Annotated in this window: 23 protein-coding genes; 5 read left to right on the top strand and 18 right to left on the bottom strand. The window is 69.0% G+C overall.

Annotated features, from left to right (window positions below):
- Position 1: 1 nt before the first annotated feature.
- Genes nuoL through ACFPIH_RS30290 form a run of 12 tightly spaced genes read right to left on the bottom strand, consistent with a single transcriptional unit; the run spans position 2 to position 12,748 of the window.
- Positions 2-1,915 carry an NADH-quinone oxidoreductase subunit L gene (gene nuoL / locus ACFPIH_RS30235; RefSeq protein WP_381179036.1) on the bottom strand — a complete coding sequence of 638 codons (1,914 nt, stop codon included), beginning with the start codon at positions 1,913-1,915 and terminating at the stop codon, positions 2-4.
- A gap of 15 nt (positions 1,916-1,930) precedes the next feature.
- Positions 1,931-2,230, bottom strand: a complete 300-nt coding sequence (gene nuoK, locus ACFPIH_RS30240) for an NADH-quinone oxidoreductase subunit NuoK (protein ID WP_003974374.1) — start codon at positions 2,228-2,230, stop codon at positions 1,931-1,933.
- Positions 2,227-3,078, bottom strand: coding sequence for an NADH-quinone oxidoreductase subunit J (locus ACFPIH_RS30245; RefSeq protein ID WP_381179041.1), 852 nt, complete (start codon positions 3,076-3,078; stop codon positions 2,227-2,229). The genes nuoK and ACFPIH_RS30245 overlap by 4 nt, the downstream gene beginning before the upstream one ends.
- On the bottom strand, positions 3,075-3,686 hold the full coding sequence (gene nuoI, locus ACFPIH_RS30250; RefSeq protein WP_381179044.1) for an NADH-quinone oxidoreductase subunit NuoI: 612 nt from the start codon (positions 3,684-3,686) through the stop codon (positions 3,075-3,077). The genes ACFPIH_RS30245 and nuoI overlap by 4 nt, the downstream gene beginning before the upstream one ends.
- Complete coding sequence (nuoH, locus tag ACFPIH_RS30255; RefSeq protein WP_381179047.1) at positions 3,679-5,040, bottom strand: NADH-quinone oxidoreductase subunit NuoH; 1,362 nt, start codon at positions 5,038-5,040, stop codon at positions 3,679-3,681. Before nuoH ends, nuoI begins: the two co-directional genes overlap by 8 nt.
- A complete protein-coding gene (locus ACFPIH_RS30260; protein WP_381179050.1) occupies positions 5,037-7,538 on the bottom strand; it encodes an NADH-quinone oxidoreductase subunit G in 2,502 nt (833 codons plus the stop codon). The genes nuoH and ACFPIH_RS30260 overlap by 4 nt, the downstream gene beginning before the upstream one ends.
- Positions 7,535-8,881, bottom strand: a complete 1,347-nt coding sequence (nuoF, locus tag ACFPIH_RS30265) for an NADH-quinone oxidoreductase subunit NuoF (RefSeq protein WP_381179053.1) — start codon at positions 8,879-8,881, stop codon at positions 7,535-7,537. The genes ACFPIH_RS30260 and nuoF overlap by 4 nt, the downstream gene beginning before the upstream one ends.
- Positions 8,878-9,753 (bottom strand): NADH-quinone oxidoreductase subunit NuoE, encoded by an 876-nt coding sequence (nuoE, locus tag ACFPIH_RS30270; protein WP_381179055.1) that lies wholly within the window; start codon positions 9,751-9,753, stop codon positions 8,878-8,880. The genes nuoF and nuoE overlap by 4 nt, the downstream gene beginning before the upstream one ends.
- On the bottom strand, positions 9,750-11,072 hold the full coding sequence (locus tag ACFPIH_RS30275) for an NADH-quinone oxidoreductase subunit D (RefSeq protein WP_381179058.1): 1,323 nt from the start codon (positions 11,070-11,072) through the stop codon (positions 9,750-9,752). Before ACFPIH_RS30275 ends, nuoE begins: the two co-directional genes overlap by 4 nt.
- Positions 11,069-11,824, bottom strand: coding sequence for an NADH-quinone oxidoreductase subunit C (locus ACFPIH_RS30280; RefSeq protein WP_381179061.1), 756 nt, complete (start codon positions 11,822-11,824; stop codon positions 11,069-11,071). The genes ACFPIH_RS30275 and ACFPIH_RS30280 overlap by 4 nt, the downstream gene beginning before the upstream one ends.
- Positions 11,821-12,375, bottom strand: coding sequence for a NuoB/complex I 20 kDa subunit family protein (locus tag ACFPIH_RS30285; RefSeq protein WP_055635348.1), 555 nt, complete (start codon positions 12,373-12,375; stop codon positions 11,821-11,823). Before ACFPIH_RS30285 ends, ACFPIH_RS30280 begins: the two co-directional genes overlap by 4 nt.
- Before the next feature lie 13 nt (positions 12,376-12,388).
- On the bottom strand, positions 12,389-12,748 hold the full coding sequence (locus tag ACFPIH_RS30290; protein WP_007383963.1) for an NADH-quinone oxidoreductase subunit A: 360 nt from the start codon (positions 12,746-12,748) through the stop codon (positions 12,389-12,391).
- 681 nt (positions 12,749-13,429) lie between these two features.
- Here ACFPIH_RS30290 and ACFPIH_RS30295 point away from each other — a divergent pair.
- The gene (locus ACFPIH_RS30295) at positions 13,430-14,266 is read left to right on the top strand and encodes a C40 family peptidase (RefSeq protein WP_381179065.1); all 837 of its coding nucleotides are present in this window, start codon (positions 13,430-13,432) and stop codon (positions 14,264-14,266) included.
- A gap of 231 nt (positions 14,267-14,497) precedes the next feature.
- Positions 14,498-15,124, top strand: coding sequence for a peptide deformylase (def, locus tag ACFPIH_RS30300; RefSeq protein WP_381179068.1), 627 nt, complete (start codon positions 14,498-14,500; stop codon positions 15,122-15,124).
- A gap of 881 nt (positions 15,125-16,005) precedes the next feature.
- Here the strand turns inward: def and ACFPIH_RS30305 are convergent.
- Positions 16,006-17,313: a geranylgeranyl reductase family protein gene (locus ACFPIH_RS30305; protein WP_381179071.1), complete on the bottom strand. Its 1,308-nt coding sequence runs from the start codon at positions 17,311-17,313 to the stop codon at positions 16,006-16,008.
- A gap of 70 nt (positions 17,314-17,383) precedes the next feature.
- On the opposite strand from ACFPIH_RS30305, the gene ACFPIH_RS30310 reads away from it, so the two are divergent.
- Together ACFPIH_RS30310 and ACFPIH_RS30315 are read left to right on the top strand one after the other, a co-directional pair.
- On the top strand, positions 17,384-17,926 hold the full coding sequence (locus ACFPIH_RS30310; RefSeq protein ID WP_381179073.1) for a GNAT family N-acetyltransferase: 543 nt from the start codon (positions 17,384-17,386) through the stop codon (positions 17,924-17,926).
- 154 nt (positions 17,927-18,080) lie between these two features.
- Positions 18,081-18,407, top strand: a complete 327-nt coding sequence (locus ACFPIH_RS30315; RefSeq protein WP_381179076.1) for a PASTA domain-containing protein — start codon at positions 18,081-18,083, stop codon at positions 18,405-18,407.
- Positions 18,408-18,419: 12 nt separating this feature from the next.
- On the opposite strand, the gene ACFPIH_RS30320 is transcribed toward ACFPIH_RS30315, so the two are convergent.
- The 4 genes from ACFPIH_RS30320 to ACFPIH_RS30335 are packed head-to-tail and all read right to left on the bottom strand — an operon-like array spanning position 18,420 to position 22,974.
- Positions 18,420-19,115 (bottom strand): demethylmenaquinone methyltransferase, encoded by a 696-nt coding sequence (locus ACFPIH_RS30320; RefSeq protein WP_381179079.1) that lies wholly within the window; start codon positions 19,113-19,115, stop codon positions 18,420-18,422.
- A gap of 23 nt (positions 19,116-19,138) precedes the next feature.
- Entirely contained in the window at positions 19,139-20,263 is a 1,125-nt protein-coding gene (locus tag ACFPIH_RS30325; RefSeq protein WP_381179082.1) for an acyltransferase family protein, read from the bottom strand.
- The gene (locus tag ACFPIH_RS30330) at positions 20,263-22,662 is read right to left on the bottom strand and encodes a bifunctional polysaccharide deacetylase/glycosyltransferase family 2 protein (RefSeq protein WP_381179085.1); all 2,400 of its coding nucleotides are present in this window, start codon (positions 22,660-22,662) and stop codon (positions 20,263-20,265) included. Before ACFPIH_RS30330 ends, ACFPIH_RS30325 begins: the two co-directional genes overlap by 1 nt.
- Before the next feature lie 18 nt (positions 22,663-22,680).
- The gene (locus ACFPIH_RS30335) at positions 22,681-22,974 is read right to left on the bottom strand and encodes a hypothetical protein (RefSeq protein ID WP_381179088.1); all 294 of its coding nucleotides are present in this window, start codon (positions 22,972-22,974) and stop codon (positions 22,681-22,683) included.
- A gap of 415 nt (positions 22,975-23,389) precedes the next feature.
- On the opposite strand from ACFPIH_RS30335, the gene ACFPIH_RS30340 reads away from it, so the two are divergent.
- A complete protein-coding gene (locus tag ACFPIH_RS30340) occupies positions 23,390-24,436 on the top strand; it encodes a chitinase (protein ID WP_381179091.1) in 1,047 nt (348 codons plus the stop codon).
- A 74-nt stretch (positions 24,437-24,510) separates the two neighbouring features.
- Here the strand turns inward: ACFPIH_RS30340 and ACFPIH_RS30345 are convergent, their stop codons facing one another.
- The gene (locus ACFPIH_RS30345; RefSeq protein ID WP_381179094.1) at positions 24,511-25,173 is read right to left on the bottom strand and encodes an amidohydrolase family protein; all 663 of its coding nucleotides are present in this window, start codon (positions 25,171-25,173) and stop codon (positions 24,511-24,513) included.
- Positions 25,174-25,200 lie beyond the last annotated feature (27 nt).

The raw sequence follows: 25,200 nt of genomic DNA on the forward strand, positions 1-25,200 counted from the left end.
ATCAGACCGCCCTCATCAGCAGGGTCGCGGCGACGAGGATCGCCACACCGCCGAACATCGAGACCGCGTACGACCGCGCGTAGCCGTTCTGCAGCTTGCGGAGCCGTCCGGACAGGCCGCCCATGGAGGCCGCCGTGCCGTTGACGACCCCGTCGACCAGGGTGTGGTCGACGTACACCAGGGAGCGTGTGAGGTGTTCGCCGCCACGGACCAGGACGACGTGGTTGAAGTCGTCCTGGAGGAGGTCGCGGCGGGCGGCCCGGGTGAGCAGCGACCCGCGCGGGGCGACGACCGGGACCGGGCTGCGGCCGTACTGCGCGTAGGCGATCGCGACGCCGATCACCAGGACCACCATCGTGGAGAGGGTGACGGTGAGGGCGCTGACCGGCGAGTCGCCGTGGGAGTGGCCGGTGACCGGCTCCAGCCAGTGCAGGAAGCGGTCGCCGATGCTGAAGAACCCTCCGGCGAAGACCGACCCGAAGGCCAGCACGATCATCGGGATCGTCATGGACTTCGGCGACTCGTGCGGGTGGGGCTCGTGGCCGTCCCCATCAGGCTGCCAGCGCTTCTCGCCGAAGAACGTCATCAGCATCACGCGCGTCATGTAGTACGCCGTGATGGCCGCGCCCAGCAGGGCGCAGGCGCCGAGGATCCAGCCCTCGGTGCCTCCCTTGGCGAACGCCGCCTCGATGATCTTGTCCTTGGAGAAGAAGCCGGACAGTCCCGGGAAGCCGATGATGGCGAGGTAGCCGAGGCCGAAGGTGACGAAGGTGATCGGCATGTACTTGCGGAGGCCGCCGTACTTGCGCATGTCGACCTCGTCGTTCATGCCGTGCATGACCGAGCCGGCGCCGAGGAACAGGCCCGCCTTGAAGAAGCCGTGCGTCACCAGGTGCATGATCGCGAAGACGTAGCCGATGGGGCCGAGGCCCGCGGCCAGCACCATGTAGCCGATCTGCGACATGGTCGAGCCGGCCAGCGCCTTCTTGATGTCGTCCTTCGCGCAACCGACGATCGCACCGAACAGGAGCGTGACGGCGCCGACGACGGTGACGACGAGTTGGGCGTCGGGCGCGCCGTTGAAGATCGCCGCCGAGCGGACGATCAGGTACACGCCGGCGGTCACCATGGTCGCCGCGTGGATGAGGGCCGAGACCGGGGTCGGGCCCTCCATCGCGTCTCCGAGCCAGGACTGCAGCGGCACCTGGGCGGACTTGCCGCAGGCCGCGAGCAGCAGCATCAGGGCGATCGCGGTGAGCTTGCCCTCGCTCGCGTCGCCCGCGACCCCCGGCTCCTCGAGGGTGCCGAGCAGCGGGCCGAACGCGAAGGTCCCGAAGGTGGTGAACATCAGCATGATGGCGATCGACAGGCCCATGTCGCCGACGCGGTTGACCAGGAAGGCCTTCTTCGCGGCCGTCGCGGCGCTGGGCTTGTGCTGCCAGAAGCCGATCAGCAGGTAGGAGGCGAGACCGACGCCCTCCCAGCCGACGTACAGCAGCAGGTAGTTGTCGGCGAGGACGAGGATCAGCATCGCCGCGAGGAACAGGTTGAGGTAGCCGAAGAAGCGGCGGCGCCGCTCGTCGTGCTCCATGTACCCGATCGAGTACAGGTGGATCAGCGAGCCGACGCCCGTGATCAGCAGCACGAACGTCATCGACAGCTGGTCCAGGCGGAAGGCGACGTCGGCCTGGAAGCCCTCGACCGGGATCCAGCTGAACAGATGCTGGGTGAGCGTGCGGTCTTCGGTGCCCTTGCCGAGCAGGTCGGCGAAGAGGACGAGGCCGAGCACGAAGGAGACGGCCGCGAGGAGCGTGCCGATCCAGTGGCCGACGGCGTCGAGCCGGCGACCGCCGACCAGAAGGACGGCCGCTCCGAGCAGGGGCGCCGCGATGAGCAGCGCGATCAGGTTCTCCACGATTCTTCCGACCCCTTACAGCTTCATCAGGCTGGCGTCGTCGACCGAGGCCGAGTGGCGGGAACGGAACAGCGACACGATGATCGCGAGACCCACCACGACCTCCGCGGCGGCGACGACCATCGTGAAGAAGGCGATGATCTGGCCGTCGAGATTGCCGTGCATCCGGGAGAAGGCGACGAACGCGAGGTTGCAGGCGTTGAGCATGAGCTCGATGCACATGAAGACGACGATCGCGTTCCGCCGGATCAGCACGCCCGTCGCGCCGATCGTGAACAACAGGGCGGCGAGGTAGAGGTAGTTGACCGGGTTCACTTCGACGCCTCCTCGGTCCGCAGGGTGTCCCGCTTGAGGTGCGGCGGCTCGATCCCGCCCCGCTCCAGGCGGTCCTCCGCGCGCTGTTCCAGCGCCTTGATGTCGTTCAGCGCCTCGGTGGACACATCACGGATCTGGCCGCGCTCGCGCAGCGTGCTGCTGACGGTGAGCTCCGACGGGGTGCCGTCGGGCAGCAGGCCGGCGATGTCCACGGCGTTGTGCCGCGCGTACACGCCGGGCGCCGGCAGCGGCGGTACGTGCTTGCCCTCGCGGACGCGCTGCTCGGCCAGCTCGCGCTGGGTCTTCGCGCGCTCGGTGCGCTCGCGGTGGGTGAGCACCATGGCGCCGACGGCGGCGGTGATCAGCAGCGCGCCGGTGATCTCGAAGGCGAAGACGTACTTGGTGAAGATGAGGGCGGCGAGGCCCTCCACATTGCCGTTCGCGTTCGCCTGGGAGAGGCCGTTGAACTCTGTCAGGGAGGCGTTGGCGATGCCGGCGACCAGCAGGATGCCGAAGCCGAGGCCGCACACCAGGGCCAGCCAGCGCTGGCCCTTGATGGTCTCCTTCAGGGAGTCCGCGGCCGTCACACCGACGAGCATCACCACGAACAGGAACAGCATCATGATCGCGCCGGTGTAGACGACGATCTGCACGACGCCCAGGAAGTAGGCCCCGTTGGCGAGGTAGAACACCGCCAGGACGATCATGGTGCCGGCGAGGCAGAGCGCGCTGTGCACGGCCTTCTTCATGAAAACGGTGCACAGGGCGCCGATCACCGCGACGGTGCCGAGGACCCAGAACTGGAAGGCCTCACCGGTGGAGGTGGAGTAGGCGGCGAGATCGCTCATGCCTCCACCCCCTGTTCCTCGGGCTTCTCGCCCTTGGAGGTGGGCACCTGACGCTCGGTGCCGGGCGCGGCCTCCGTCACCAGGCCCCGGTAGTAGTCCTGCTCGTCCGTCCCCGGGTAGATGGCGTGCGGGCTGTCGACCATGCCCTCGTCGAGGCCGGCCAGCAGCTGCTCCTTGGTGAAGATCAGGTTGGCGCGGCTGGAGTCGGCGAGCTCGAACTCGTTGGTCATCGTCAGCGCGCGCGTGGGGCACGCCTCGATGCACAGGCCGCACAGGATGCAGCGGGCGTAGTTGATCTGGTACACCCTGCCGTACCGCTCGCCCGGCGAGTAGCGCTCCTCGTCGGTGTTGTCCGCACCCTCCACGTAGATGGCGTCGGCAGGGCAGGCCCAGGCGCACAGCTCACAGCCGACGCACTTCTCCAGGCCGTCCGGATGGCGGTTGAGCTGGTGCCGTCCGTGGAACCGCGGAGCCGTGGTCTTCTCCTGCTCCGGGTACTGCTCGGTCAGCCGCTTCTTGAACATGGCCTTGAAGGTCACGCCGAAGCCGGCTACCGGGTTCTGGAAGCCGGGCTTCGTCTGCCCGGTCTCCTTCGGCTCCTCAGCCATCGGACGCCTCCTTTCCATCCAGCGATCCGTCACTGACAGTGTCCGACCCGCCACTGACAATCAGCTCCCGCTCCCGGCGCGAACGGCGCCTGGGCACCGGCGGAAGCTCCTGTCCGGGCAGCGGCGGCACGGGGAATCCGCCCGCCATCGGGTCGAAGTCGGCGGGCTCTGCGGGGGCCTCGTCGTCCTTCCCGCCGCCGCGGAACATGTCCGCGAGGAAGGAGAGCAGCAACAGGACCAGGACGCCGCCGCCGACGTAGAGGGCGATGTCTGCGAAGCCGTAGTTCTCGTTGCGCAGGGTCCGCACGGTCGCGACGAGCATCAGCCACACCACCGAGACCGGGATGAGGACCTTCCAGCCGAGCTTCATCAGTTGGTCGTACCGCACGCGCGGGAGCGTGCCGCGCAGCCAGATGAAGAAGAACAGCAGCAACTGGACCTTGATCACGAACCAGAGCATCGGCCACCAGCCGTGGTTCGCGCCCTCCCAGAAGGTGCTGATCGGCCAGGGGGCCCGCCAGCCGCCGAGGAAGAGGGTGGTCGTCACGGCCGAGACCGTCACCATGTTGACGTACTCGGCGAGCATGAACAGCGCGAACTTGATCGACGAGTACTCGGTGTTGAAACCGCCGACCAGGTCGCCCTCGGACTCCGGCATGTCGAAGGGGGCCCGGTTGGTCTCGCCCACCATCGTGATGATGTAGATGACGAAGGAGACCGGCAGCAGGAGGATGTACCAGCGGTCCTGCTGCTGTTCGACGATCGTCGAGGTCGACATCGACCCCGAGTAGAGGAACACCGAGGCGAACGCGGCGCCCATGGCGATCTCGTAGGAGATCATCTGCGCGCAGGAGCGCAGGCCGCCCAGGAGCGGGTAGGTGGATCCGGAACTCCAACCCGCCAGGACGATGCCGTAGATGCCGACCGAGGCGACCGCGAGGATGTAGAGCATCGCGATCGGCAGGTCGGTGAGCTGCATCGTGGTGCGGTGGCCGAAGATCGAGATCTCGTTGTTGGCCGGGCCGAAGGGGATCACCGCGATCGCCATGAAGGCCGGGATGGCGGCGACGATCGGCGCGAGGACGTAGACCACCTTGTCCGCGCGTTTGACGACGAGGTCTTCCTTCAGCATCAGCTTCACGCCGTCGGCGAGCGACTGGAGCATGCCCCAGGGGCCGTGCCGGTTGGGGCCGATGCGCAGCTGCATCCAGGCGACGACCTTGCGCTCCCAGACGATGGAGAACAGCACGGTCACCATCAGGAAGGCGAAGCAGAAGACGGCCTTGACGACGACCAGCCACCAGGGGTCGCGGCCGAACATCGAGAGGTCCTCAGCGGCGAAGTACGGGCTCACGCCTCCACCTCCTTGGGGGCTTCGGCGGGCGTGGCCGGGCCGATGCGGACGAGGGAGCCGAGGACGGCCCCGGAGTCGGAGGCGACGCCGCCGCCGGTGGAGTTCAGCGGGAGCCAGACCACCCGGTCGGGCATCTCGGTCACCTGAAGGGGCAGTTCGACCGTTCCGGAGGGACCGGTCACGGCGAGGACGTCACCGTCCGCGACACCGGCCTCGGCGGCCGTGGCGGCCGACAGTCGCGCGCGTGCCGCGTGCCGGGTCCCGGCGAGCGCCTCGTCGCCCTGCTGGAGGAGGCCCTGGTCCAGGAGCAGCCGGTGTCCGGCGAGTACGGCCTCCCCGGCGGCGGGCCTCGGCAGCACACCCGACGTCTCCACCGGCCCGGTGGCCCGTGAGCCGTCCCAGGCGCCGAGCCGGTCCAGCTCCACGCGCGCGGTGCGCAGGTCCGGCAGGCCCAGATGAACGTCCATGGCGTCGGCAAGCATCTGCAGCACGCGCGCGTCGGACGGCGCCGGGTTGCGGGTCATCTGGTCGGGCTTGAGCGCGGCCTCGAAGGACCGGACCCGGCCTTCCCAGTTGAGGAAGGCGCCCGCCTTCTCGGCGACCGCGGCCACCGGAAGCACGACGGCCGCCTGCCGGGTGATCTCGCCGGGCCGCTGCTCCAGCGACACCAGGAAGCCGACCTCGGCGAGTGCCTCACGCGCGCGTGCCGGGTCGGGCAGGTCGGCGACCTCCACGCCCGCGACGAGCAGCGCCTGCAGCTCGCCCGTGGCGGCGGCCTCGACGATCTGTGTGGTGTCCCGGCCGTGGCCGGAAGGGAGGTCGGCGAGCCCCCAGGCGGCGGCGACCTCCTCCCGCGCGCGTGGGTCTGTGGCCGGGCGCCCGCCGGGCAGCAGGCCCGGCAGCGCGCCCGCCTCGACCGCGCCGCGCTCCCCGGCCCGGCGCGGGATCCACACCAGTTCGGCGCCGATGGCCGACGCGGCCTGCACGGCCGCAGTGAGCCCGCCGGCCACAGTGGCCAGCCGCTCTCCTACGAAGATCACCGCGCCCTCGGCCCGCAGCGCCTCGGCGGCCCTGCCGCCCACGTCGTCCAGGCCGACGCCGGTCGCGAGCGCCTCCAGCCACTCGGTCTCGGTGCCCGGAGCGGCCGGCAGCAGGGTGCCGCCCGCCTTCTCCAGACCCCGGGTGGCGTGCGTGGCGAGGGAGAACACCCGCTGTCCGTGTCCTCGCCAGGCCTTGCGCAGCCGCAGGAAGACGCCGGGTGCCTCCTCCTCGGACTCGAAACCGACCAGCAGGACGGCGGGCGCCTTCTCCAGCGAGGTGTACGTGACGCCCGTACCGTCGAGGTCACGGCCGCGGCCGGCCACCCGGGCCGCCAGGAAGTCGGCCTCCTCGCCGCTGTGCACGCGTGCGCGGAAGTCGATGTCGTTGGTGCCGAGCGCCACGCGCGCGAACTTGCTGTACGCGTAGGCGTCCTCGATGGTGAGCCGGCCGCCGGTCAGGACGCCGGTCCGGCCGCGCGAGGCCAGCAGCCCCTGCGCGGCGATCTGCAGCGCCTCCGGCCAGGACGCCGGTTGCAGGTCGCCCTCGGCGTTGCGCACCAGAGGCGTCTCGAGCCGGTCGCGCTGCTGCGCGTACCGGAACCCGAACCGCCCCTTGTCGCACATCCACTCCTCGTTGACCTCGGGGTCGTTCGCCGCGAGGCGCCGCATGACCTTGCCGCGCCGGTGGTCGGTGCGCGTGGCGCAGCCACCGGAGCAGTGCTCGCACACGGAGCGCGAGGAGACGAGGTCGAAGGGGCGGGAGCGGAATCGGTACGCCGCCGAGGTCAGCGCGCCGACCGGGCAGATCTGGATGGTGTTGCCGGAGAAGTACGACTCGAACGGGTCGCCCTCGCCGATGCCGACCTGCTGGAGCGCGCCCCGCTCGATCAGTTCGATCATCGGGTCGCCCGCGACCTGGTTGGAGAACCGGGTGCAGCGGGCGCACAGCACGCACCGCTCGCGGTCGAGCAGCACCTGCGTGGAGATCGGGACGGGCTTCTCGTACGTCCGCTTGCGGCCCTCGAACCGGGAGTCGGCCTGGCCGTGCGACATGGCCTGGTTCTGCAGGGGGCACTCGCCGCCCTTGTCGCAGACCGGGCAGTCCAGCGGATGGTTGATGAGGAGCAGCTCCATCACACCGTGCTGGGCCTTCTCGGCCACGGGCGAGGTGAGGTGGGTCTTCACCACCATCCCGTCCGTACAGGTGATCGTGCAGGACGCCATGGGCTTGCGCTGCCCCTCGACCTCGACGATGCACTGCCGGCAGGCGCCGGCCGGGTCGAGGAGGGGGTGGTCGCAGAAGCGGGGGATCTCGATACCGAGCCGTTCGGCGGCCCGGATGACCAGGGTGCCCTTGGGCACGCTGATCTCCGCGCCGTCGATCGTCAGCGTGACGAGATCCTCCGGCGGGACCGCCGCTTCTCCCCCGCCTGCGGGAGCGCTGGTGGTCACGGTCATGCGTTCACCTCCGGGCGGTCGGCCCAGGCCGTCGACTTGGCCGGGTCGAAGGGGCAGCCCCGGCCCGTGATGTGCTCCTCGTACTCCTCGCGGAAGTACTTGAGGGAGGAGAAGATCGGCGAGGCGGCGCCGTCGCCGAGGGCGCAGAAGGACTTGCCGTTGATGTTGTCGGCGATGTCGTTCAGCTTGTCGAGGTCGGACATCACGCCCTTGCCGGCCTCGATGTCACGCAGCAGCTGCACGAGCCAGTAGGTGCCTTCACGGCAGGGTGTGCACTTGCCGCAGGACTCGTGGGCGTAGAACTCGGTCCAGCGGGTGACGGCGCGCACCACGCAGGTCGTCTCGTCGAAGCACTGGAGTGCTTTCGTGCCGAGCATGGAACCCGCGGCCCCCACTCCTTCGTAGTCAAGAGGGACGTCGAGGTGCTCGGCGGTGAACATCGGGGTGGAGGAGCCGCCCGGCGTCCAGAACTTGAGGCGGTGGCCCGGCCGCATGCCGCCGCTCATCTCGAGGAGCTGGCGGAGGGTGATGCCGAGCGGGGCCTCGTACTGGCCGGGGCTCGCGACGTGGCCGCTGAGCGAGTAGAGCGTGAAGCCCGGGGACTTCTCACTCCCCATCGACCTGAACCACTCTTTCCCGTTTTTCAGGATCGCGGGAACCGACGCGATGGACTCGACGTTATTCACCACAGTCGGGCACGCATAGAGGCCCGCGACCGCAGGAAAGGGGGGACGCAGCCGCGGTTGACCACGGCGGCCTTCGAGGGAGTCCAGCAGCGCGGTCTCCTCACCGCAGATGTACGCACCCGCGCCCGCGTGCACGGTGAGTTCGAGGTCGAGTCCGCTGCCCAGGACGTTCTCGCCCAGGTAGCCGGCCGCGTAGGCCTCGCGCACGGCCTCGTGCAACCGCCGCAGAACAGGGACCACTTCACCACGCAGATAGATGAAGGCATGCGAAGACCTGATGGCATAACACGCGATCACAATGCCCTCGATGAGGCTATGCGGGTTCGCGAAGAGGAGCGGGATGTCCTTGCAGGTCCCCGGCTCCGACTCGTCGGCGTTGACAACTAGATAGTGTGGTTTTCCATCACCCTGGGGAATGAACTGCCATTTCATTCCGGTCGGGAATCCCGCGCCGCCGCGCCCGCGCAGACCGGAGTCCTTGACGTACGCGATCACTTCGTCCGGGGACATGGCGAGCGCCTTGCGGAGTCCCTCGTATCCCTCGTGCCTTCGGTAGACGTCCAGCGACCAGGACTTCTCCTCGTCCCAGAAGGCCGACAGCACGGGTGCGAGCAGCTTCTCGGGGCTGCTGCCTTTCAGCTCGGGTGCCAAGGTCATCCCTCCCCCTCCTCGGCGGTCGGTCCTGCCGGGTGGGCCGGATCAGAGGCCGATGTGTCCTGTGGCGCGTCATGGGAGCTCAGGTGCTCGGTCGGCGACGGGTCGTGCACCGGCCTGTCCTGCCGCTCGTCGTGCGGGCCGCCGTCCCGCGGATGGACCACGCGTGCGGGTGCGGCCTCTCCCCTTGCCAGGCGAAGGCCCACCAGCGACGCGGGTCCCGAACTGCCGCTTGCCTCGACGGCCCCGGGCCGCTCGTCGGGGAAGCCGGCCAGAATCCGCGCGGTGTCCTTGAAGGTGCACAGCGGCGCCCCGCGCGTGGGCGACACGCTGTGTCCGACCCGCAGGTCGTCCACCAGGCGCTTCGCGCTCTGCACGGTCTGGTTGTCGAAGAACTCCCAGTTGACCATCACGACCGGCGCGAAGTCGCAGGCCGCGTTGCACTCGATGTGCTCCAGGGTGATCTTTCCGTCGTCGGTGGTCTCGCCGTTGCCGACGCCGAGGTACTCCTGGAGCGACTCGAAGATCGCGTCGCCGCCCATCACCGCGCAGAGGGTGTTGGTGCAGACACCCACCTGGTAGTCACCGCTCGCCCGGCGCCGGTACATGGAGTAGAAGGTGGCGACCGCCGTGACCTCGGCCGTCGTCAGTTCCAGTACGTCCGCGCAGAACCGCATTCCGGTGCGCGTGACGTGTCCCTCCTCCGACTGCACGAGATGCAGCAACGGCAGGAGCGCGGACCGGGAGTCGGGGTAGCGGGCGACGATCTCGCGCGCGTCCCGCTCGAGCCGGGCCCGGACGTCGTCCGGGTAGGCGGGCGCGGGCAGTTCGGGCATGCCCAGGCTGACGCCCCGCTCGGAAGAAGAGGTGGTCACCGGTCGACGCCTCCCATCACGGGGTCGATGGACGCCACGGCGACGATGACGTCGGCGACCTGGCCGCCCTCGCACATCGCCGCCATGGCCTGCAGGTTGGTGAAGGACGGGTCGCGGAAGTGGACCCGGTAGGGACGGGTGCCTCCGTCGGAAACGGCGTGCACCCCGAGTTCGCCCTTGGGTGACTCGACGGCCGCGTACGTCTGTCCCGGCGGGACGCGGAAGCCCTCGGTGACCAGCTTGAAGTGGTGGATCAGGGCCTCCATGGAGGTGCCCATGATCTTCTTGATGTGGTCGAGGGAGTTGCCCAGTCCGTCCGGTCCCAGGGCGAGCTGGGCGGGCCAGGCGATCTTCTTGTCGCCGACCATGACCGGGCCGGGCTGGAGCCGGTCCAGGCACTGCTCGACGATCCTGAGCGACTGGCGCATCTCCTCCAGGCGGATCAGGAAGCGGCCGTAGGAGTCGCAGGTGTCGGCGGTCGGGACGTCGAAGTCGTACGTCTCGTAGTCGCAGTACGGCTGCGCCTTGCGCAGGTCGTGCGGCAGGCCGGTGGAGCGCAGGATCGGGCCGGTGGCGCCGAGGGCCATGCAGCCGGCCAGGTCGAGGTAGCCGACGTCCTGCATACGGGCCTTGAAGATGGGGTTCCCGGTGGCGAGCTTGTCGTACTCCGGGAGGTTCTTCTTCATCTTCTTCACGAACGCGCGGATCTGGTCCACCGCGCCGGGCGGCAGGTCCTGGGCGAGTCCGCCGGGGCGGATGTACGCGTGGTTCATCCTGAGGCCCGTGATGAGCTCGTAGATGTCGAGGATCATCTCCCGGTCGCGGAAGCCGTAGATCATGATCGTGGTGGCGCCGAGCTCCATGCCGCCGGTGGCGATGCACACCAGGTGGGAGGACATACGGTTCAGCTCCATCAGGAGCACCCGGATGATCTTGGCGCGTTCGGTGATCTGGTCCTCGATGCCGAGGAGCTTCTCGACGGCGAGACAGTAGGCGGTCTCGTTGAAGAAGGACGTCAGGTAATCCATGCGCGTCACGAACGTGGTGCCCTGCGTCCACGTGCGGTACTCGAGGTTCTTCTCGATGCCGGTGTGGAGGTAGCCGATGCCGCAGCGGGCCTCGGTGACCGTCTCGCCCTCGATCTCCAGGATCAGCCGGAGCACTCCGTGGGTGGAGGGGTGCTGGGGCCCCATGTTGACGACGATGCGCTCGTCGTCGGCGCGGGCCGCGGACTGGACGACCTCGTCCCAGTCGCCACCGGTGACCGTATATACGGTGCCCTCGGTGGTCTCGCGGGGAGAAGCGTGGGAAGTGCTCACGAGTACGACCTCCGCTGGTCCGGAGCCGGGATCTGGGCGCCCTTGTACTCGACGGGGATGCCGCCGAGGGGGTAGTCCTTGCGCTGCGGGTGGCCCTGCCAGTCGTCCGGCATCATGATCCGCGTCAGGGCCGGGTGACCGTCGAAGACGATCCCGAAGAAGTCGTAGGTCTCGCGCTCGTGCCAGTCGTTGGTCGGGTACACGGAGACCAGGGACGGGATGTGGGGATCGGCGTCCGGGGCGCTGACCTCCAGGCGGATCAGCCGGTTGTGGGTGATCGAGCGCAGGTGGTAGACGGCATGCAGCTCGCGGCCCTTGTCGTTCGGGTAGTGGACGGCGCTGACGCCGGTGCAGAGCTCGAAGCGCAGGGCCGGGTCGTCGCGCAGGGTGCGGGCGACGCGCGGCAGATGCTCGCGCTCGATGTGGAACGTGAGCTCACCGCGGTCGACGACCGTCGTGCCGATCGCGTTCTCGGGGAGGAGTCCCTGTTCCTCCAGCGCTCCCTCCAGTTCGTCGGCGACCTCGTCGAACCAGCCGCCGTAGGGCCGGGCGGACGGGCCCGGGAGGCGGACGGAGCGGACCAGGCCGCCGTAGCCGGAGGTGTCGCCGCCGTTGTTGGCGCCGAACATGCCGCGCTGGACGCGGATCTCCTCACCGCCCTGGCCGCGCTGACCGGGGAGGTTGTCGGTGGCAAGGTCCTTCTCGGGGTTCACTCCGTTCCCCGAAGCGCCGGTGCCGTTCGCGTCACTCACCGCAGCAGCCCCTTCATCTCGATCGTGGGCAGGGCCTTGAGCGCCGCTTCCTCCGCCTCGCGGGCCGCCTCCTCGGCATTCACGCCCAGCTTGGAGTTCTGGATCTTGTGATGGAGCTTGAGGATCGCGTCCATCAGCATCTCGGGGCGCGGCGGACAGCCGGGGAGGTAGATGTCGACGGGGACGATGTGGTCGACGCCCTGGACAATCGCGTAGTTGTTGAACATGCCGCCCGAGGACGCGCACACGCCCATGGAGATGACCCACTTGGGGTTGGGCATCTGGTCGTAGACCTGCCTGAGCACCGGCGCCATCTTCTGGCTCACCCGGCCGGCCACGATCATGAGGTCGGCCTGGCGCGGTGATCCGCGGAAGACCTCCATGCCGAAGCGCGCCAGGTCGTAGCGCCCGGCTCCGGTGGTCATCATCTCGATGGCACAGCAGGCGAGGCCGAAGGTGGCCGGGAAGACCGACGCCTTGCGCACCCAGCCCGCGGCCTGCTCGACGGTGGTCAGCAGGAAGCCGCTCGGCAGCTTTTCTTCGAGTCCCATGACTAAAGGCCCCTCAGTCCCATTCCAGGCCGCCGCGCCGCCATACGTACGCGTACGCGACGAAGACGGTGAGCACGAAGAGCAACATCTCCACGAGCCCGAAGACACCCAGGGCGTCGAAGGTGACGGCCCAGGGGTAGAGGAAGACGATCTCGATGTCGAAGACGATGAAGAGCATCGCCGTCAGGTAGTACTTGATGGGGAAGCGCCCGCCGCCGGCCGGCGTGGGGGTCGGCTCGATACCGCACTCATAGGCCTCGAGCTTGGCGCGGTTGTACCGCTTAGGCCCGATCAGCGTGGCCATGACCACGGAGAAGATCGCAAAGCCTGCCCCGAGGGCTCCCAGTACGAGGATGGGCGCATAGGCGTTCACCGCTCCTCGCTCCTCTCAGTCGGCACTGACTGCTGGCGATGGCACTGGACTCACATCCTTCTCACGCGCCCTGCGAACCCCGGTCGTCCCAACCAAGATCGCGAACATGTGAAGCAGGTCACAAGCCCAACTGCCTCGCATCCTATGCCCGCCACTCTGTGATCTGCGACACGGGGTATTACACAAGCTTTGTGATCTCCACCACCTGACGAAGGATCATGAAGTCATATCGGCGATGATCTCCGCACTCGAAGCGTCAGAGTGATCACAAGAAGTGACATTTACGCTCTTCATCGCAGGTGGCACAGGGCGTCTCCATATCAAGAGACTTCCCTTGCATGCAAATTGGAGATGGACGTGAGGGGCTGATAGTGGACCTCGTTCACGCATCAGAGGGAGGGCCCGGGCGGGGTGTGGACGCGTGCACGCGTTCACGAGCGGAGCGGGTGACCTTTCCGTGACCTCCGCCACATCAATGAGAGACCTATGAGAACCGGGGTTGGCCAACGATCGCGACCGATGGTAGGCCCGGGGCAATTCGGGCGTAACAGTGAAAGGCCATGATCACAGGCTTGTTCACCCGAGTCCGCAATGTCCGTTACGGCGTCAATAAAGAGTGGCGTGAAGGGTATTCGGGGGCCCCGTTGAACAAATGTGGCGCAGCACACGTTTCTTGAAGGTATGGAGGAGCCCCTGATACCGGTTGGACTCATGTCCCACACCGCTCACATACGCAGCCACCGGAAACCCCGCCGCAGCGCGTCGACTGTCGCGATGCGGGCCGGAGTCGCCAGTGGTGTCCTCGGCACGCTGGCCGTCGCCACGGCGGCCGGCACGGCCTACGCAGCCGAGCCGGTGACCCAGACGCTCGAACTGCCCGTCTTCACGGGTGATCTGGCTGCCCAGGTCGCCGAGTCCGCCCAGGCGACGCAGCAGGCCGCCGCGAACTACCAGCTCAACGCCGAGCGTGACGCCGCCGCAGCAGCGGCGGCCAAGGAGGCCAAGCAGGACCTCGCCGACGCGAAGAAGGCAGAGGCGAAGAAGAAGGCGGAGGCCGCCCGCAAGGCCGCCGCCGCGGAGGCCGTCTCCCGCTCCGCGGAGCGCTCGACGCTCTCCACCACCACCGCCAGCAGCAGCTCGACGACCGTCTCCGCGCCCGCCAGCGGCAGCGTGGCCACGGTCATCGCCTTCCTCAAGGCGCAGGTGGGCGACGCCTACGTCATGGGCGGCACCGGCCCCAACGCGTGGGACTGCTCGGGCCTCGTCCAGGCCGCCTTCAAGCAGGTCGGCGTCGACCTGCCGCGTGTCTCGCAGGACCAGTCGATGTCCGGCACCGATGTCTCCCTGTCCAATCTGGAGGTGGGCGACATCCTGTACTGGGGTGGCAAGGGCTCCGCGTACCACGTGGGCGTCTACATCGGGAACGGCCAGTACCTGGACGCGGCCAACCCCTCCAAGGGCGTCGTCATTCAGGAGCTTTCGGGTTACCCGGCGTCGGGTGCGGTGCGCGTCCTCTGACGCACGCACCCGTACCGCCACGCAAGGGCCGCAGCCGCTCGGGGGCAGCGGCCCTTCGGGCAATCCTCGACACCGCTTGATCAGGGCCCCCTGATCGGGTGCCTCAATCGGGTACCCGAATCAGGCGCTCCCAATCAGGCGCTCCGAATCGGCCATTCCGAACTCGGGCATCCTCCTCTCGGGCCGGCGGGAACTCCGCACGGTCTGCCATGAGTTGGAGGAGAGACAGCCATGCCACGTGTGTTCGTCCAGGGACAGCCCCTCGCTTCGTATCCCCCGCTCGCGCCCGAGGCCCGGCGCGGGTCGGTGCGCCGGGTCACCGAGGTGGGCGAGGCGGTCCTGCACAAGCCGTGCCGGGACGTGACCGAGTTCGGGCCCGATCTCGCCGCGCTCATCGCGGACATGTTCCTGACCATGTACGCCGCCGACGGGGCCGGTCTGGCGGCCAACCAGGTCGGTGTGGACCTCAGGTTGTTCGTCTACGACTGCCTGGACGACGAAGGTGTCCGGCATGTCGGACACGTCGTCAACCCGGTGCTCGCCGAACTCACCGCCGTCGGGCGGCGGCTGCTCGACGACCAGGAGGGGTGTCTGTCGGTTCCGGGCGCCGTGATGGACGTACCCCGGCCGGACCGGGCCGTGGTTCGCGGGTTCGACCAGGACGGCGAACCGGTCGTCGTCGAGGGCACGGGCTACTTCGCGCGGTGCCTGGAGCACGAGACCGACCACTGCGACGGCCGGGTCTATCTGGACCGGCTCTCCCGGCGGGAGCGGAAGGACGCGCTGCGGCAGGTGACGGACCGACGGGCCGAGGTACTCGCGCGCCGGGCCGCCAAGGCGGCGTCGCTCACCGCCTGAGGCTCACCTGGGGCTCGCCTGCCTACCTGGAGCGCGCCACGGGCCCGTCCGAGGCTCACGGTGGGCCCGTCTGGCGTTCGCCCGGGGCACACCCGAGGCATTCCTGAGGCGCGCCTCAGGCCCGCCGTGGCCCCCTGAGGCGTGCGAGGCCGCCTGAGGCGCGCTGGGAGCCGTCCCCGGGGAATGCCCGAGCCCCTTGCCCAGGAACGGCTCGCAGGCCCCCCTGGGTACGTCCGAGGCCCGCCTGGGAGAGGTAGGGCTCCTGTCTGCGGCTCACGCGAGGCACCAACCCCGAGGCGGGACCGGCCCCTGGGGCCGGCATGAGCAGGCCTGGGCCCGAGCCCGGGGCCTGCATGAGCAGGCCTGGGCCGGTCTCAGTCCGGCCCGGGCCCGCCTAGGGCGTCTTCCCCGGGCCCACCCGGGACCGCTCCGGCACTCACGCCATCGGGCCCGCCCGGGACTCGCGCCATCGGGCCCACCCAGGGCTCACACCACCGGGCCCGCCCACTCACGCCTTCCGGGCCGCCTAGGCTCGCGCCTTCGGGTCACTGGAGGGGGTGACGCCCCGGGAGTCACCCAAGGCTCACACCATCGAGGCCGTCCAGGGCTCACGCGCCTTCCGGGCCGCCCGGGCTCACGCGCTGGGGCCACTGGGGCTGACGCCCCGGGAGCCACCCAAGGCTCACGCCTTCGGAACCACCCGGGACTCGCGCCATCGGAACCCCCAGGGCTCACACCACCAGGCCCGCCCAAGGCCGACACCACCGGGCCCGCCCAAGGCCGACACCACCGGGCCCGCCCAAGGCCGACACCACCGGGCCCGCCCAAGGCCGACACCAGCGGGGTCGTCCAGGGCTTACCCCAGCGGGTGCGCCCAGGGCCTACGCCTTTGGGGCTGCCTTGCTCAGGCCGTTGATGATGCGGTCCATTGCGTCGCCGCCTGTGGGGTCGGTGAGGTTGGCGAGCATTTTGAGGGTGAACTTCATCAGGAGGGGGTGGGTCAGGCCGCGTTGGGCCGCGATCTTCATGACCTTCGGGTTGCCGATGAGCTTCACGAAGGCGCGGCCCAGCGTGTAGTAGCCGCCGTAGGTGTCGGCGAGGATCTGCGGGTAGCGGCGCAGGGCCAGTTCGCGCTGGGCGGGCGTGGCGCGGGCGTGGGCCTGGACGATCACGTCGGCGGCGATCTGGCCGGACTCCATGGCGTAGGCGATGCCCTCGCCGTTGAAGGGGTTGACCAGGCCGCCGGCGTCGCCGACGAGCAGCAGGCCCTTGGTGTAGTGGGGCTTGCGGTTGAAGGCCATGGGGAGGGCGGCGCCACGGATCGGCCCGGTCATGTTTTCGGGGGTGTAGCCCCAGTCCTCCGGCATCGACGCGCACCAGGCCTTGAGGACCTCGCGCCAGTCGAGTTCCTTGAAGGAGTCGGAGGTGTTGAGGACCCCGAGGCCGACGTTCGACGTGCCGTCGCCCATGCCGAAGATCCAGCCGTAGCCGGGCAGCAGCCGGTCCTCGCCGGGGCCGCGGCGGTCCCACAGTTCCAGCCAGGACTCCAGGTAGTCGTCCTCGTGGCGCGGGGAGGTGAAGTACGTGCGGACCGCGACGCCCATCGGGCGGTCCTCGCGGCGGTGCAGGCCCATCGCCACCGACAGACGGGTGGAGTTGCCGTCGGCGGCCACCACCAGCGGGGCGTGGAAGGTGACTTCCCGCTTCTCCTCGCCCAGCTTGGCGTGCACGCCGGTGATGCGGCCGGTGCGGTCGTCGACGATCGGGGCGCCGACGTTGCAGCGCTCGTGGAGGCGCGCGCCCGCCTTCTGGGCCTGCCGGGCGAGTTGCTCGTCGAAGTCGTCGCGTTTGCGGACGAGGCCGTAGTCCGGGTAGGTGGCGAGATCCGGCCAGTCCAGCTGGAGGCGGATGCCGCCGCCGATGATGCGCAGGCCCTTGTTGCGCAGCCAGCCGGCCTCTTCGGAGATGTCGATGCCCATGGCCACGAGTTGTTTGGTGGCGCGCGGGGTGAGGCCGTCACCGCACACCTTCTCCCGCGGGAACTCGGTCTTCTCCAGCAGGAGCACGTCGAGGCCGGCCTTGGCGAGGTAGTAGGCGGTCGTGGAGCCGGCCGGCCCGGCGCCGACGACGATGACGTCGGCGGAGTGCTCGGAGAAGGGCCGGGAGTGGGGCTCGGGCGCGACGGTCACGGCGGGATCTCCCCAAGTTCGGAATCTGCGTGCCGACCGGCACTGGACATGGGCAGTCTATTCAGCAGAATTGATCACCCGGCTGAAGGGCTGCCCCGTGAACCGAGCTCTCCCCGTTGTACGGCTGCGTGTCCCCACGGACGAGGACGCGGTCGCGTGGCACCGGATCTTCGGCCACCCGGACGTCATGGAGTTCCACGGCGGCCGGCCCGCGGAGCTCTCCGCCTACGAGGAGCTCACCGCCCGACAGCGCCGGCACGACGCGGAGCGCGGCTTCTGTCTGTGGACCATGCTGGACGAGGAGGGCAGGGTCGTCGGCTTCACGGGCGCGCAGCCGTGGGAGCGGGAGTGGGGGCCGTCCGGCGAGATCGAGATCGGGTGGCGGCTCGGCCGTGAGTACTGGGGGCAGGGGTACGCCACGACGGCCGCGCGGATGACGATCGAGCGGGTGCGGGCGGCCGGGGTACCGAGTGTGGTGGCGATGGTGATGGCCACGAACACCCGGTCGATCGCGGTGACCCAGCGGCTCGGCATGCGGCTCGCGGAGGTCTTCAGGACGCCGACGTCGCAAAAGGAGGGCCACTGCTACCGGCTCGACCTCCAGGCCCAGTGACCCACCCGTACCTCACCCTCACTCCAGAAAGTCACGCTGAGTAACCATCTGTCACATTCGGATACGCAGCGCTTCCGGACGGCACCCTCGGGCGGTTACCCTTCCAGTACCGCTGGGGGTGACATCTGTGCTCATACCGCCCAAAACACCCGAAGTGCTCGTGCCCAGGTTCGTCGGTCTGATGGCCGTGGACGCGCGCGAGGCGGCCGCCGCGCAAGGCGTGCTGCTGGCCGCTCCCGACCGGCCCGACTTCCACCGCGCCGTCGTCGACTACGTCGTACGGCAGTACCCACCGCCCGGAGTGGAGGTATCGCGCGGGGCCGTCGTCACCGTGTGGTTCGACTTCGGCGAGGGCGAGGGCGGCGGTGGAGCGGGCGTCCGCGAGCCGCGCGTGCCGAGACCGGGCGGCGGCGGGCTGCAGCGCGAGCTGGACCGGTCGGGGGCACCGTCGGGGTCGCCCTTCGAGTCGATCGGCCTCTGATCGGCAGGACGCTCAGGCGTCCTTGAAGCCGCGGTGCAGGGTCACCACGCCGCCCGTGAGGTTGCGCCAGGCGACCCTGGACCAGCCGGCCTTCCGCAGCAGCTCGGCGAGTGCGGGCTGGTCGGGCCAGGCGCGGATGGACTCGGCGAGGTAGACGTACGCGTCCGGGTTCGAGGAGACCGCGCGGGCGACCGGGGGCAGGGCGCGCATCAGGTACTCGGTGTAGACCGTGCGGAAGGGCGCCCAGGTGGGGTGCGAGAACTCGCAGATCACCACCCGTCCGCCGGGCCTGGTGACGCGGTACATCTCGCCCAGGGCGGCGGCGGTGTCCTGCACGTTGCGCAGGCCGAAGGAGATGGTGACGGCGTCGAAGGTGTCGTCCTTGAACGGCAGCCGGGTGGCGTCACCGGCCGTGAACGGCAGCCAGGTGTGCCGCTGCTTGCCGACCTGGAGCATGCCGAGGGAGAAGTCGCAGGGGACGACGTACGCGCCGGTCCGCGCGAAGGGGAGGGAGGAGGTGGCCGTGCCCGCGGCGAGGTCCAGGACCTTCTGCGCCGGCCGGGCGTCGACCGCCCTCGCCACCTCCTTGCGCCACCTGCGGTCCTGGCCGAGCGACAGCACGTCGTTCGTCAGGTCGTACCGTTCCGCCACGCGGTCGAACATCGAGGCGACTTCGTGGGGCTGCTTGTTCAGGGAAGCGCGGGTCACCTCGCCATTCTTACAGCACCCCCTCACGGCAGAAGTTTCGGCTTCTTCTTCGCCGCCACGTCCTCCACCCACCCGCAGGACAGGACGAAGAACCCGATCAGCAGCCAGCTGATGCCGAACATGAACCACTGGCTCTCCAGCGGCAGGTACTTCTCGAACGCGGGCACGTTCCAGAACTGGTCGATCAGCGGGACGGCGAGGATCAGGGCGATCTGGTGCCAGAGGTAGATCGTGACCGCGCGCGCGTTGAAGACGGTGACGATCCGGTTCGTCCGGCGGAAGCGGGTCAGCCAGGCGAAGTCGATGCCGAAGGACGACTTGGCCCACATCAGCAGCAGCACGCAGCCGGCCGACCAGAAGGCCTGTGCGAGGGGGTCCTCGTCCAGGTCGTAGGTGCCGAAGTCGGCCTGGTGGGCGAAGGCGTACCAGCCGCCGAAGCCGATCGCGGCGAGCGAGAGGACGACGACCGCGGCCGGTTTCATCCGCTGGAGCACGCCGTCGCGGTGCGCGAAGCCGAGCATCCAGCAGAAGAGGTACGTCGACAGGTCCCACAGGGCGGTGCCGAACCGGTTGTCCGGGCCCGACCAGAGGAAGTTCAGGACGAGGATCGGGGCGAGGGAGAGCGCGAGCACCGGGAGGGGGGCCAGGCGGAACACCCGTAGGAGGAGCGGGGAGAGCAGGACGAACCAGAGGTACGTGCGCAGGTACCAGAGGATCTCCCAGGCCTGCTCGCCCCAGGCGTTGCCCGGGGGGTCGCCCAGCGGGACGACCCAGTAGACGATCTCCCAGTTCGGGATCCAGTCGTGGATCAGCATGGCCAGGACGACGAAGACACCCCAGAACCAGAAGGGGGGCAGGAGTCGGCGTATCCGGCTCTTGACGACCTTGAGCGCGGGGCGCTCCAGGGACTTCGCCATGAGGGTGCCGGCCAGGCCGAACATGATGCCCATGGAGGGGAAGACCATGCCGGCCCAGGCCCAGCCGAAGGTGTGATAGGCGACGACCCTTATCAACGCCAGGGCGCGGAGGGAGTCGAAGTAGCGGTCTCTCTGAGGTGCCGGGGGCTTGGACTCCTTGGCCTGTGTTTCATCGGCACCCGGTACTGCAGGAGCATCCAGATGTACGACACCCTTGCTGTGCGCGCCCATCAGCTCACCCCCGCCGGGGTGCCGACCTCGCCTGTGCGCTTCAGTTTCTGCCAGCGGAGGCGGCCGCCTGTCAGGGCGGTGATGCAGGAGTGGATGAGGACGAGGTACATCATCTGGCGGTAGGCCAGCTGCTGGAGCGGCATCATCAGCAGATAGCGGTACTGCTCACGGTCGAGGCGGAACGCGTAGGCCGCGCAGCCCAGCTGGACGCCGAGGACCGCGAACCAGGCCAGCAGGGCCGCCTGGAAGTCGACGAAGATCATCGAGTAGACGGTGAAGACGTCGATGAGCGGCGCGAAGACCGGCGTGACGATCTGGAAGAGGACCACCAGAGGCATGCCGACGCGGCCGAAGCGGCCCGAGGGACCCTTGTCGGTCAAGGACTTGCGGTGCTTCCACAGGGCCTGCATGGTGCCGTAGGACCAGCGGTAGCGCTGCGACCACAGCTGCTTCAGCGAGCCGGGCGCCTCCGTCCAGGCCCTGGCGTGCTCCTGGTAGACGACCTGCCAGCCCGCGCGGTGCATGGCGATGGTGATGTCGGTGTCCTCGGCGAGGGTGTCCTCGCTCATGCCGCCGACCTCCAGGACGGCGTCGCGGCGGAACGCGCCGATCGCGCCGGGGATGGTCGGCATGCAGCGCAGCAGGTCGTACATGCGGCGGTCGAGGTTGAAGCCCATCACGTACTCGATGTGCTGCCAGGCGCCGATGATCGTGTTGCGGTTGCCGACCTTGGCGTTGCCGGCGACCGCGCCGACCTTCGGGTCGGCGAAGGGCTGCACCAACTGGTGCACGGCGTCCGGCTCGAAGACGGTGTCGCCGTCCATCATGATGACGATGTCGTAACTCGCGTTGCGGACACCGTTGTTGAGGGCGGCGGGTTTGCCGGCGTTCTCCTGGCGGATGACGCGGACGTTGGTCATGCCGAGCGAGAGGGCCGCGTCGCGGGCGATCTCGGAGGTGCCGTCCGTCGACCCGTCGTCGACCACGATGATCTCGATCGGGTGGGTGCTCTGCGCCAGTGACTGAAGGGTGTTGGCGATGCACTCCTTCTCGTTGTACGCCGGGACGATCACGCTCACCGGGCCGGTGACGGTCGGCCCCCAGCTGAAGCGGCGCTTGTTGCGCAGTCTGTAGTGGCGGCGGGCCAGGATGAGCATCATCCCGAAGCGGCCCATGACCGCGACGCCGACCACCAGCAGCCCCACCGAGAGCGCCGGGACGGTCCACTCGGCGAGGGTGACGGCCGCGACCAGGGCCTTGCCCTCGTAGAGGGTCACGCCGGTGGCCTCGCGGTGGGCGGCCTGGAGGGGATCACGCGTCGTGTCCGTACGGCTGCCGTTGCCGCTGCCCGCGCCGGCGCCGTAGCCGCCGTTACCGCCCTCGCCGTTCGGCGCACCGCCCGGCTGCTCACCACCGACACCGACACCGGCACCGGCACCCGCACCCGCACCCGCACCGGCCTGGGCAGAACCAGCACCGGTACCGGCGCCGCCTGCCGCAGCCGCGCCGTTGCCGCTCTCCTCCTCGATCACCCCGCTGATCGTGGTGAAGGTGTAGCCGGCCTTCTGCATCTTCTCGATGTACTTCGGCAGGGCCTTGATCGTCTGCGACCGCTCGCCGCCCGCGTCGTGGAAGAGCACGGACGCGCCCTTGTCGTCCTCGGGCGTGGCCCACTTGATGATCTTCGAGACGCCCGGCCGCTTCCAGTCGTCGCTGTCGGTGTCGACGAAGACGCTGGTGTAGCCGTCCTCGCCGAGCTTCTTGTAGACGGGCCAGCTGTAGTTGTCGATGGCGTCCGTCTCGGAGGAGTACGGCGCGCGGAAGAGCGTGGTGGTGATGCCGGCCGCACCGGCGAGCGCGAGCTGGGTCTGCGTCATCTCCCGCGTGACGCGGGCGTCGCTCTGGTAGGAGAGGTCGACGTGGGTGAAGGTGTGGATGCCCACCTCGTTGCCCTGCTCGACCAGGTCCTTCACGATGCTCGGGTAGCGCGAGACCATCGAGCCCACCAGGAAGAACGTGGCTGGTACGTCGTGCTCCTGGAGGATGTCCAGGACCTGGGGCGTCCAGGTGGGGTTCGGGCCGTCGTCGAAGGTGAGCGCGATCGTCTTGTCGGGGACGGAGAGCGTCGTGGCCTGGCCGCCCCGGAAGGTGAGGATCGGGCCGCCGTCGAGGACCTTGTCGGGCACCTTGCTGGAGCTGGCGCCGGTGCGCACGCGCTGGTCGCCGCCGACCTCGGCGCGCAGATAGCCGTCAAGCAGCATCACGCTGGTCAGCGCGAGCAGGAGCAGCAGGGCGAGGATGACACGCGGTTTCTGCAGCGCCGCGGCCTTGCCCGCCGCCCGTTTCATACGGGTGGGGGCGCGGCGACGCCCGCGGGAGGTGGGTGTAGTCGTCGTCATGGCGGTGGTGCGTTCCCGTCAGTTGGCGGAGGCGGACGCGGACGGCGAGGCGGTGCCGGTGGGCAGCCCCGACGGCGGGGTCGCGCCGGGTGCGCCGATCTCGTAGCCGATCCCGCCGTTGGGGCGGATGCCGCCGGGGCCGCCCTGGCCGCTGCGGCCGTTCCCCCCGAAGGGCAGCAGCGAGGACGGCGTGAGGGAGGTGCCCCAGCCCATGAAGGCGGCGCCGAGGATGACGGCGTAGGCGAGGCAGCCGACCCCGAGGAGGAGGCCGATCCTGCGCAGGAGCTTGGACCTGCGCCCGGAGTTGTCCACGAACACGGGCCCCTCTGCGGAGCCCGAGTCGCCACCGTTGCGATTGCGACGGCGACCCCGGACGGCGTCACGATTTTCGAAGGCAGACTCGGATTGCATTCCTCGGATATTAGAGAGCCTTTATGTGGCAGAAACTCTGATCTCCATGTGAGGAACCCATGAGAAACGCGTGAACCTGTCTCCTTCCTGAGAGATTCATAAAAGCCATGCGAGATCTGTTCGTGACATGGGAGGGTCGATTGTCCCTTTTGGGTGGCCAGTTGACCCCTTTTGCGCACCCACTTCCATGAAGTGACTGTGTGCCCACTGTTCGCTCACCATCACCCCTGATGTGAGACATTTCCAATTCAGAAACGCATTCTCGTTTCTGTCTTGAGACAGACATCACGAAAATTAAGAGAGCGGGTCTTGAACAATGAGGAGTTCCCTTACGTACACGGCAGGGCTGGTCTGTGTGTTTGCCCTGGCCACGGCGGGATGCTCCGCGGGGTCCGACGGCACGTCGGACGCGGCACCCGCGGCGACGAAACCGGCCACGAGCGCCTCACCGTCGGAAAGCGCGTCGTCCGGTACATCGGGTACCTCCAGTACGTCCTACGCCCCTTATGTCAGCGCCGGCGAAGCCTCCGACAATGACTCGGCGGGCTCGCCCGCGACGTACAACCTGGCCTTCGTCATCTCCGACGACAGCAGCTGTACGCCGGAGTGGAACGGGGCGAGCGCCGTCGACGACTCGGCGGTGAAATCCCGTATCTCCGCGCTGACGGAATCGGGGGCCACGGTCCGTGTCTCCTTCGGCGGGGCCTCCGGCAAGGAGCTGGCGACGACCTGTGACAGCGCGTCCGCGCTCGCCGACGCGTACGGCGAGGCGCTCGACGCGGCGGGTTCCACGCAGGCCGACTTCGACATCGAGGGCGACCAGCTGACCGACTCCGACTCGGTCGCCCTGCGCTCGGAGGCGATCGCCCTGCTCCAGGAGGACCGTCCCGACCTGGAGGTCTCCTTCACCCTTCCGGTGATGCCGTCCGGCCTGGACGACGACGGGCTCGCGCTGCTGGAGTCCGCGAACAAGTACGACGTCCAGGTCTCCACCGTCAACATCATGACGATGAACTACGGCGAGTCGTACGACGACGACATGGGCGCGTACGCGATCACCTCGGCGAAGGCCACGCAGGCTCAGCTGAAGGAGGTGTTCGGCACGACGGACGCCACTGCGTGGCGGGCTCTCGCGCTCACTTCGATGATCGGGACGAATGACGTCGACAACGAGACGTTCACGCTGGCCGATGCGGCGGAGGTGCGGGCGTTCGCCGAGGAGAAGGGGGTGGCGTGGGTGTCCATGTGGTCGACGTTTCGGGACCAGGAGTGTGAGGAGGGGACGTCGACGGATGATGCGTTGACCAACTGCAGTGGGGTTGAGCAGAGTTCGGGGGCGTTCGCGGAGGCGTTCTCCGGGTGATCCGTGAGGTGCGGGTCGTGGGGGGGGTGCTCGCGCAGTTCCCCGCGCCCCTCGAGAGCCAGAAGCAACGGCCCTCACCTGGACCGGTATACCAAGCGGCCGTCGAGCACCGTGGCCACGCAACAGGAGGCCCCCCGCTCCCTCAGGGTCGCCTCGTCGGGGACGTCGAAGACGGCGAGGTCGGCCCGGCCGCCCACGGTGAGGGGGGTGTGGACGGTACCCGCCAGGTCGTAGCCCTCGGCGAAGGGGTCGAGGTCGGGGCGCTCCCCGAGCAGCATGCCTCCGGGGCCGCCGGTGTGGGGCACCACGGCCAGGCCGGACCGGGCGACGGCCTGGGCGATCACCGGGTCCCGGAAGCGGGTGCCGGTCGCCGCGAGGGCTGTCGTGCCGTGACGCAGCATCCGTTGGAGGCCGCGCCGTACGCTGCCGGCCCACCGCGCGTCGGTGAGATCCAGGGCCGCCAACCGGTCGCCCCACAAGGGGAGTTCGCCCAGTTCGTCGGCCTCGCGCGGGTCGGGGTGGTAGCAACTGCGCAGCAGCCACAGGGCGTGCCACTGGCGCAGCCCGGGAGTGAGTACGCCCGGCCAGCGGCGGACGCGTGCGTCCGGTGCCGTCTCGGCCATGTCCTCGTACGGTCCGAAGGCCGCGATGCGGCTGCCGTCCACCACGACCGCGCCGTCCGGAACGGGGGCCGCGTCGGCCGGCAGGAGCAGGTCGGCGGTGTGAATCGTCAGCACGGGCGCGCGCCAGTCAGGTATGTCAGC

Origin of the sequence: Streptomyces vulcanius, from assembly GCF_042653945.1 — a bacterium.
Classification (GTDB): Bacteria; Actinomycetota; Actinomycetes; order Streptomycetales; family Streptomycetaceae; genus Streptomyces; species Streptomyces mangrovi.

Excerpts from the sequence above, each read along its gene's own strand:
- ACFPIH_RS30340 (WP_381179091.1), top strand. The coding sequence starts at position 23,390 with ATGAGGAGTTCCCTTACGTACACGGCAGGGCTGGTCTGTGTGTTTGCC.
- nuoF (WP_381179053.1), bottom strand. The coding sequence starts at position 8,881 with ATGACCTTGGCACCCGAGCTGAAAGGCAGCAGCCCCGAGAAGCTGCTC.
- ACFPIH_RS30295 (WP_381179065.1), top strand. The coding sequence starts at position 13,430 with ATGGAGGAGCCCCTGATACCGGTTGGACTCATGTCCCACACCGCTCAC.
- def (WP_381179068.1), top strand. The coding sequence starts at position 14,498 with ATGCCACGTGTGTTCGTCCAGGGACAGCCCCTCGCTTCGTATCCCCCG.
- nuoI (WP_381179044.1), bottom strand. The coding sequence starts at position 3,686 with ATGGCTGAGGAGCCGAAGGAGACCGGGCAGACGAAGCCCGGCTTCCAG.
- ACFPIH_RS30330 (WP_381179085.1), bottom strand. The coding sequence starts at position 22,662 with ATGACGACGACTACACCCACCTCCCGCGGGCGTCGCCGCGCCCCCACC.
- ACFPIH_RS30285 (WP_055635348.1), bottom strand. The coding sequence starts at position 12,375 with ATGGGACTCGAAGAAAAGCTGCCGAGCGGCTTCCTGCTGACCACCGTC.
- ACFPIH_RS30325 (WP_381179082.1), bottom strand. The coding sequence starts at position 20,263 with ATGGGCGCGCACAGCAAGGGTGTCGTACATCTGGATGCTCCTGCAGTA.
- ACFPIH_RS30245 (WP_381179041.1), bottom strand. The coding sequence starts at position 3,078 with ATGAGCGATCTCGCCGCCTACTCCACCTCCACCGGTGAGGCCTTCCAG.
- ACFPIH_RS30260 (WP_381179050.1), bottom strand. The coding sequence starts at position 7,538 with ATGACCGTGACCACCAGCGCTCCCGCAGGCGGGGGAGAAGCGGCGGTC.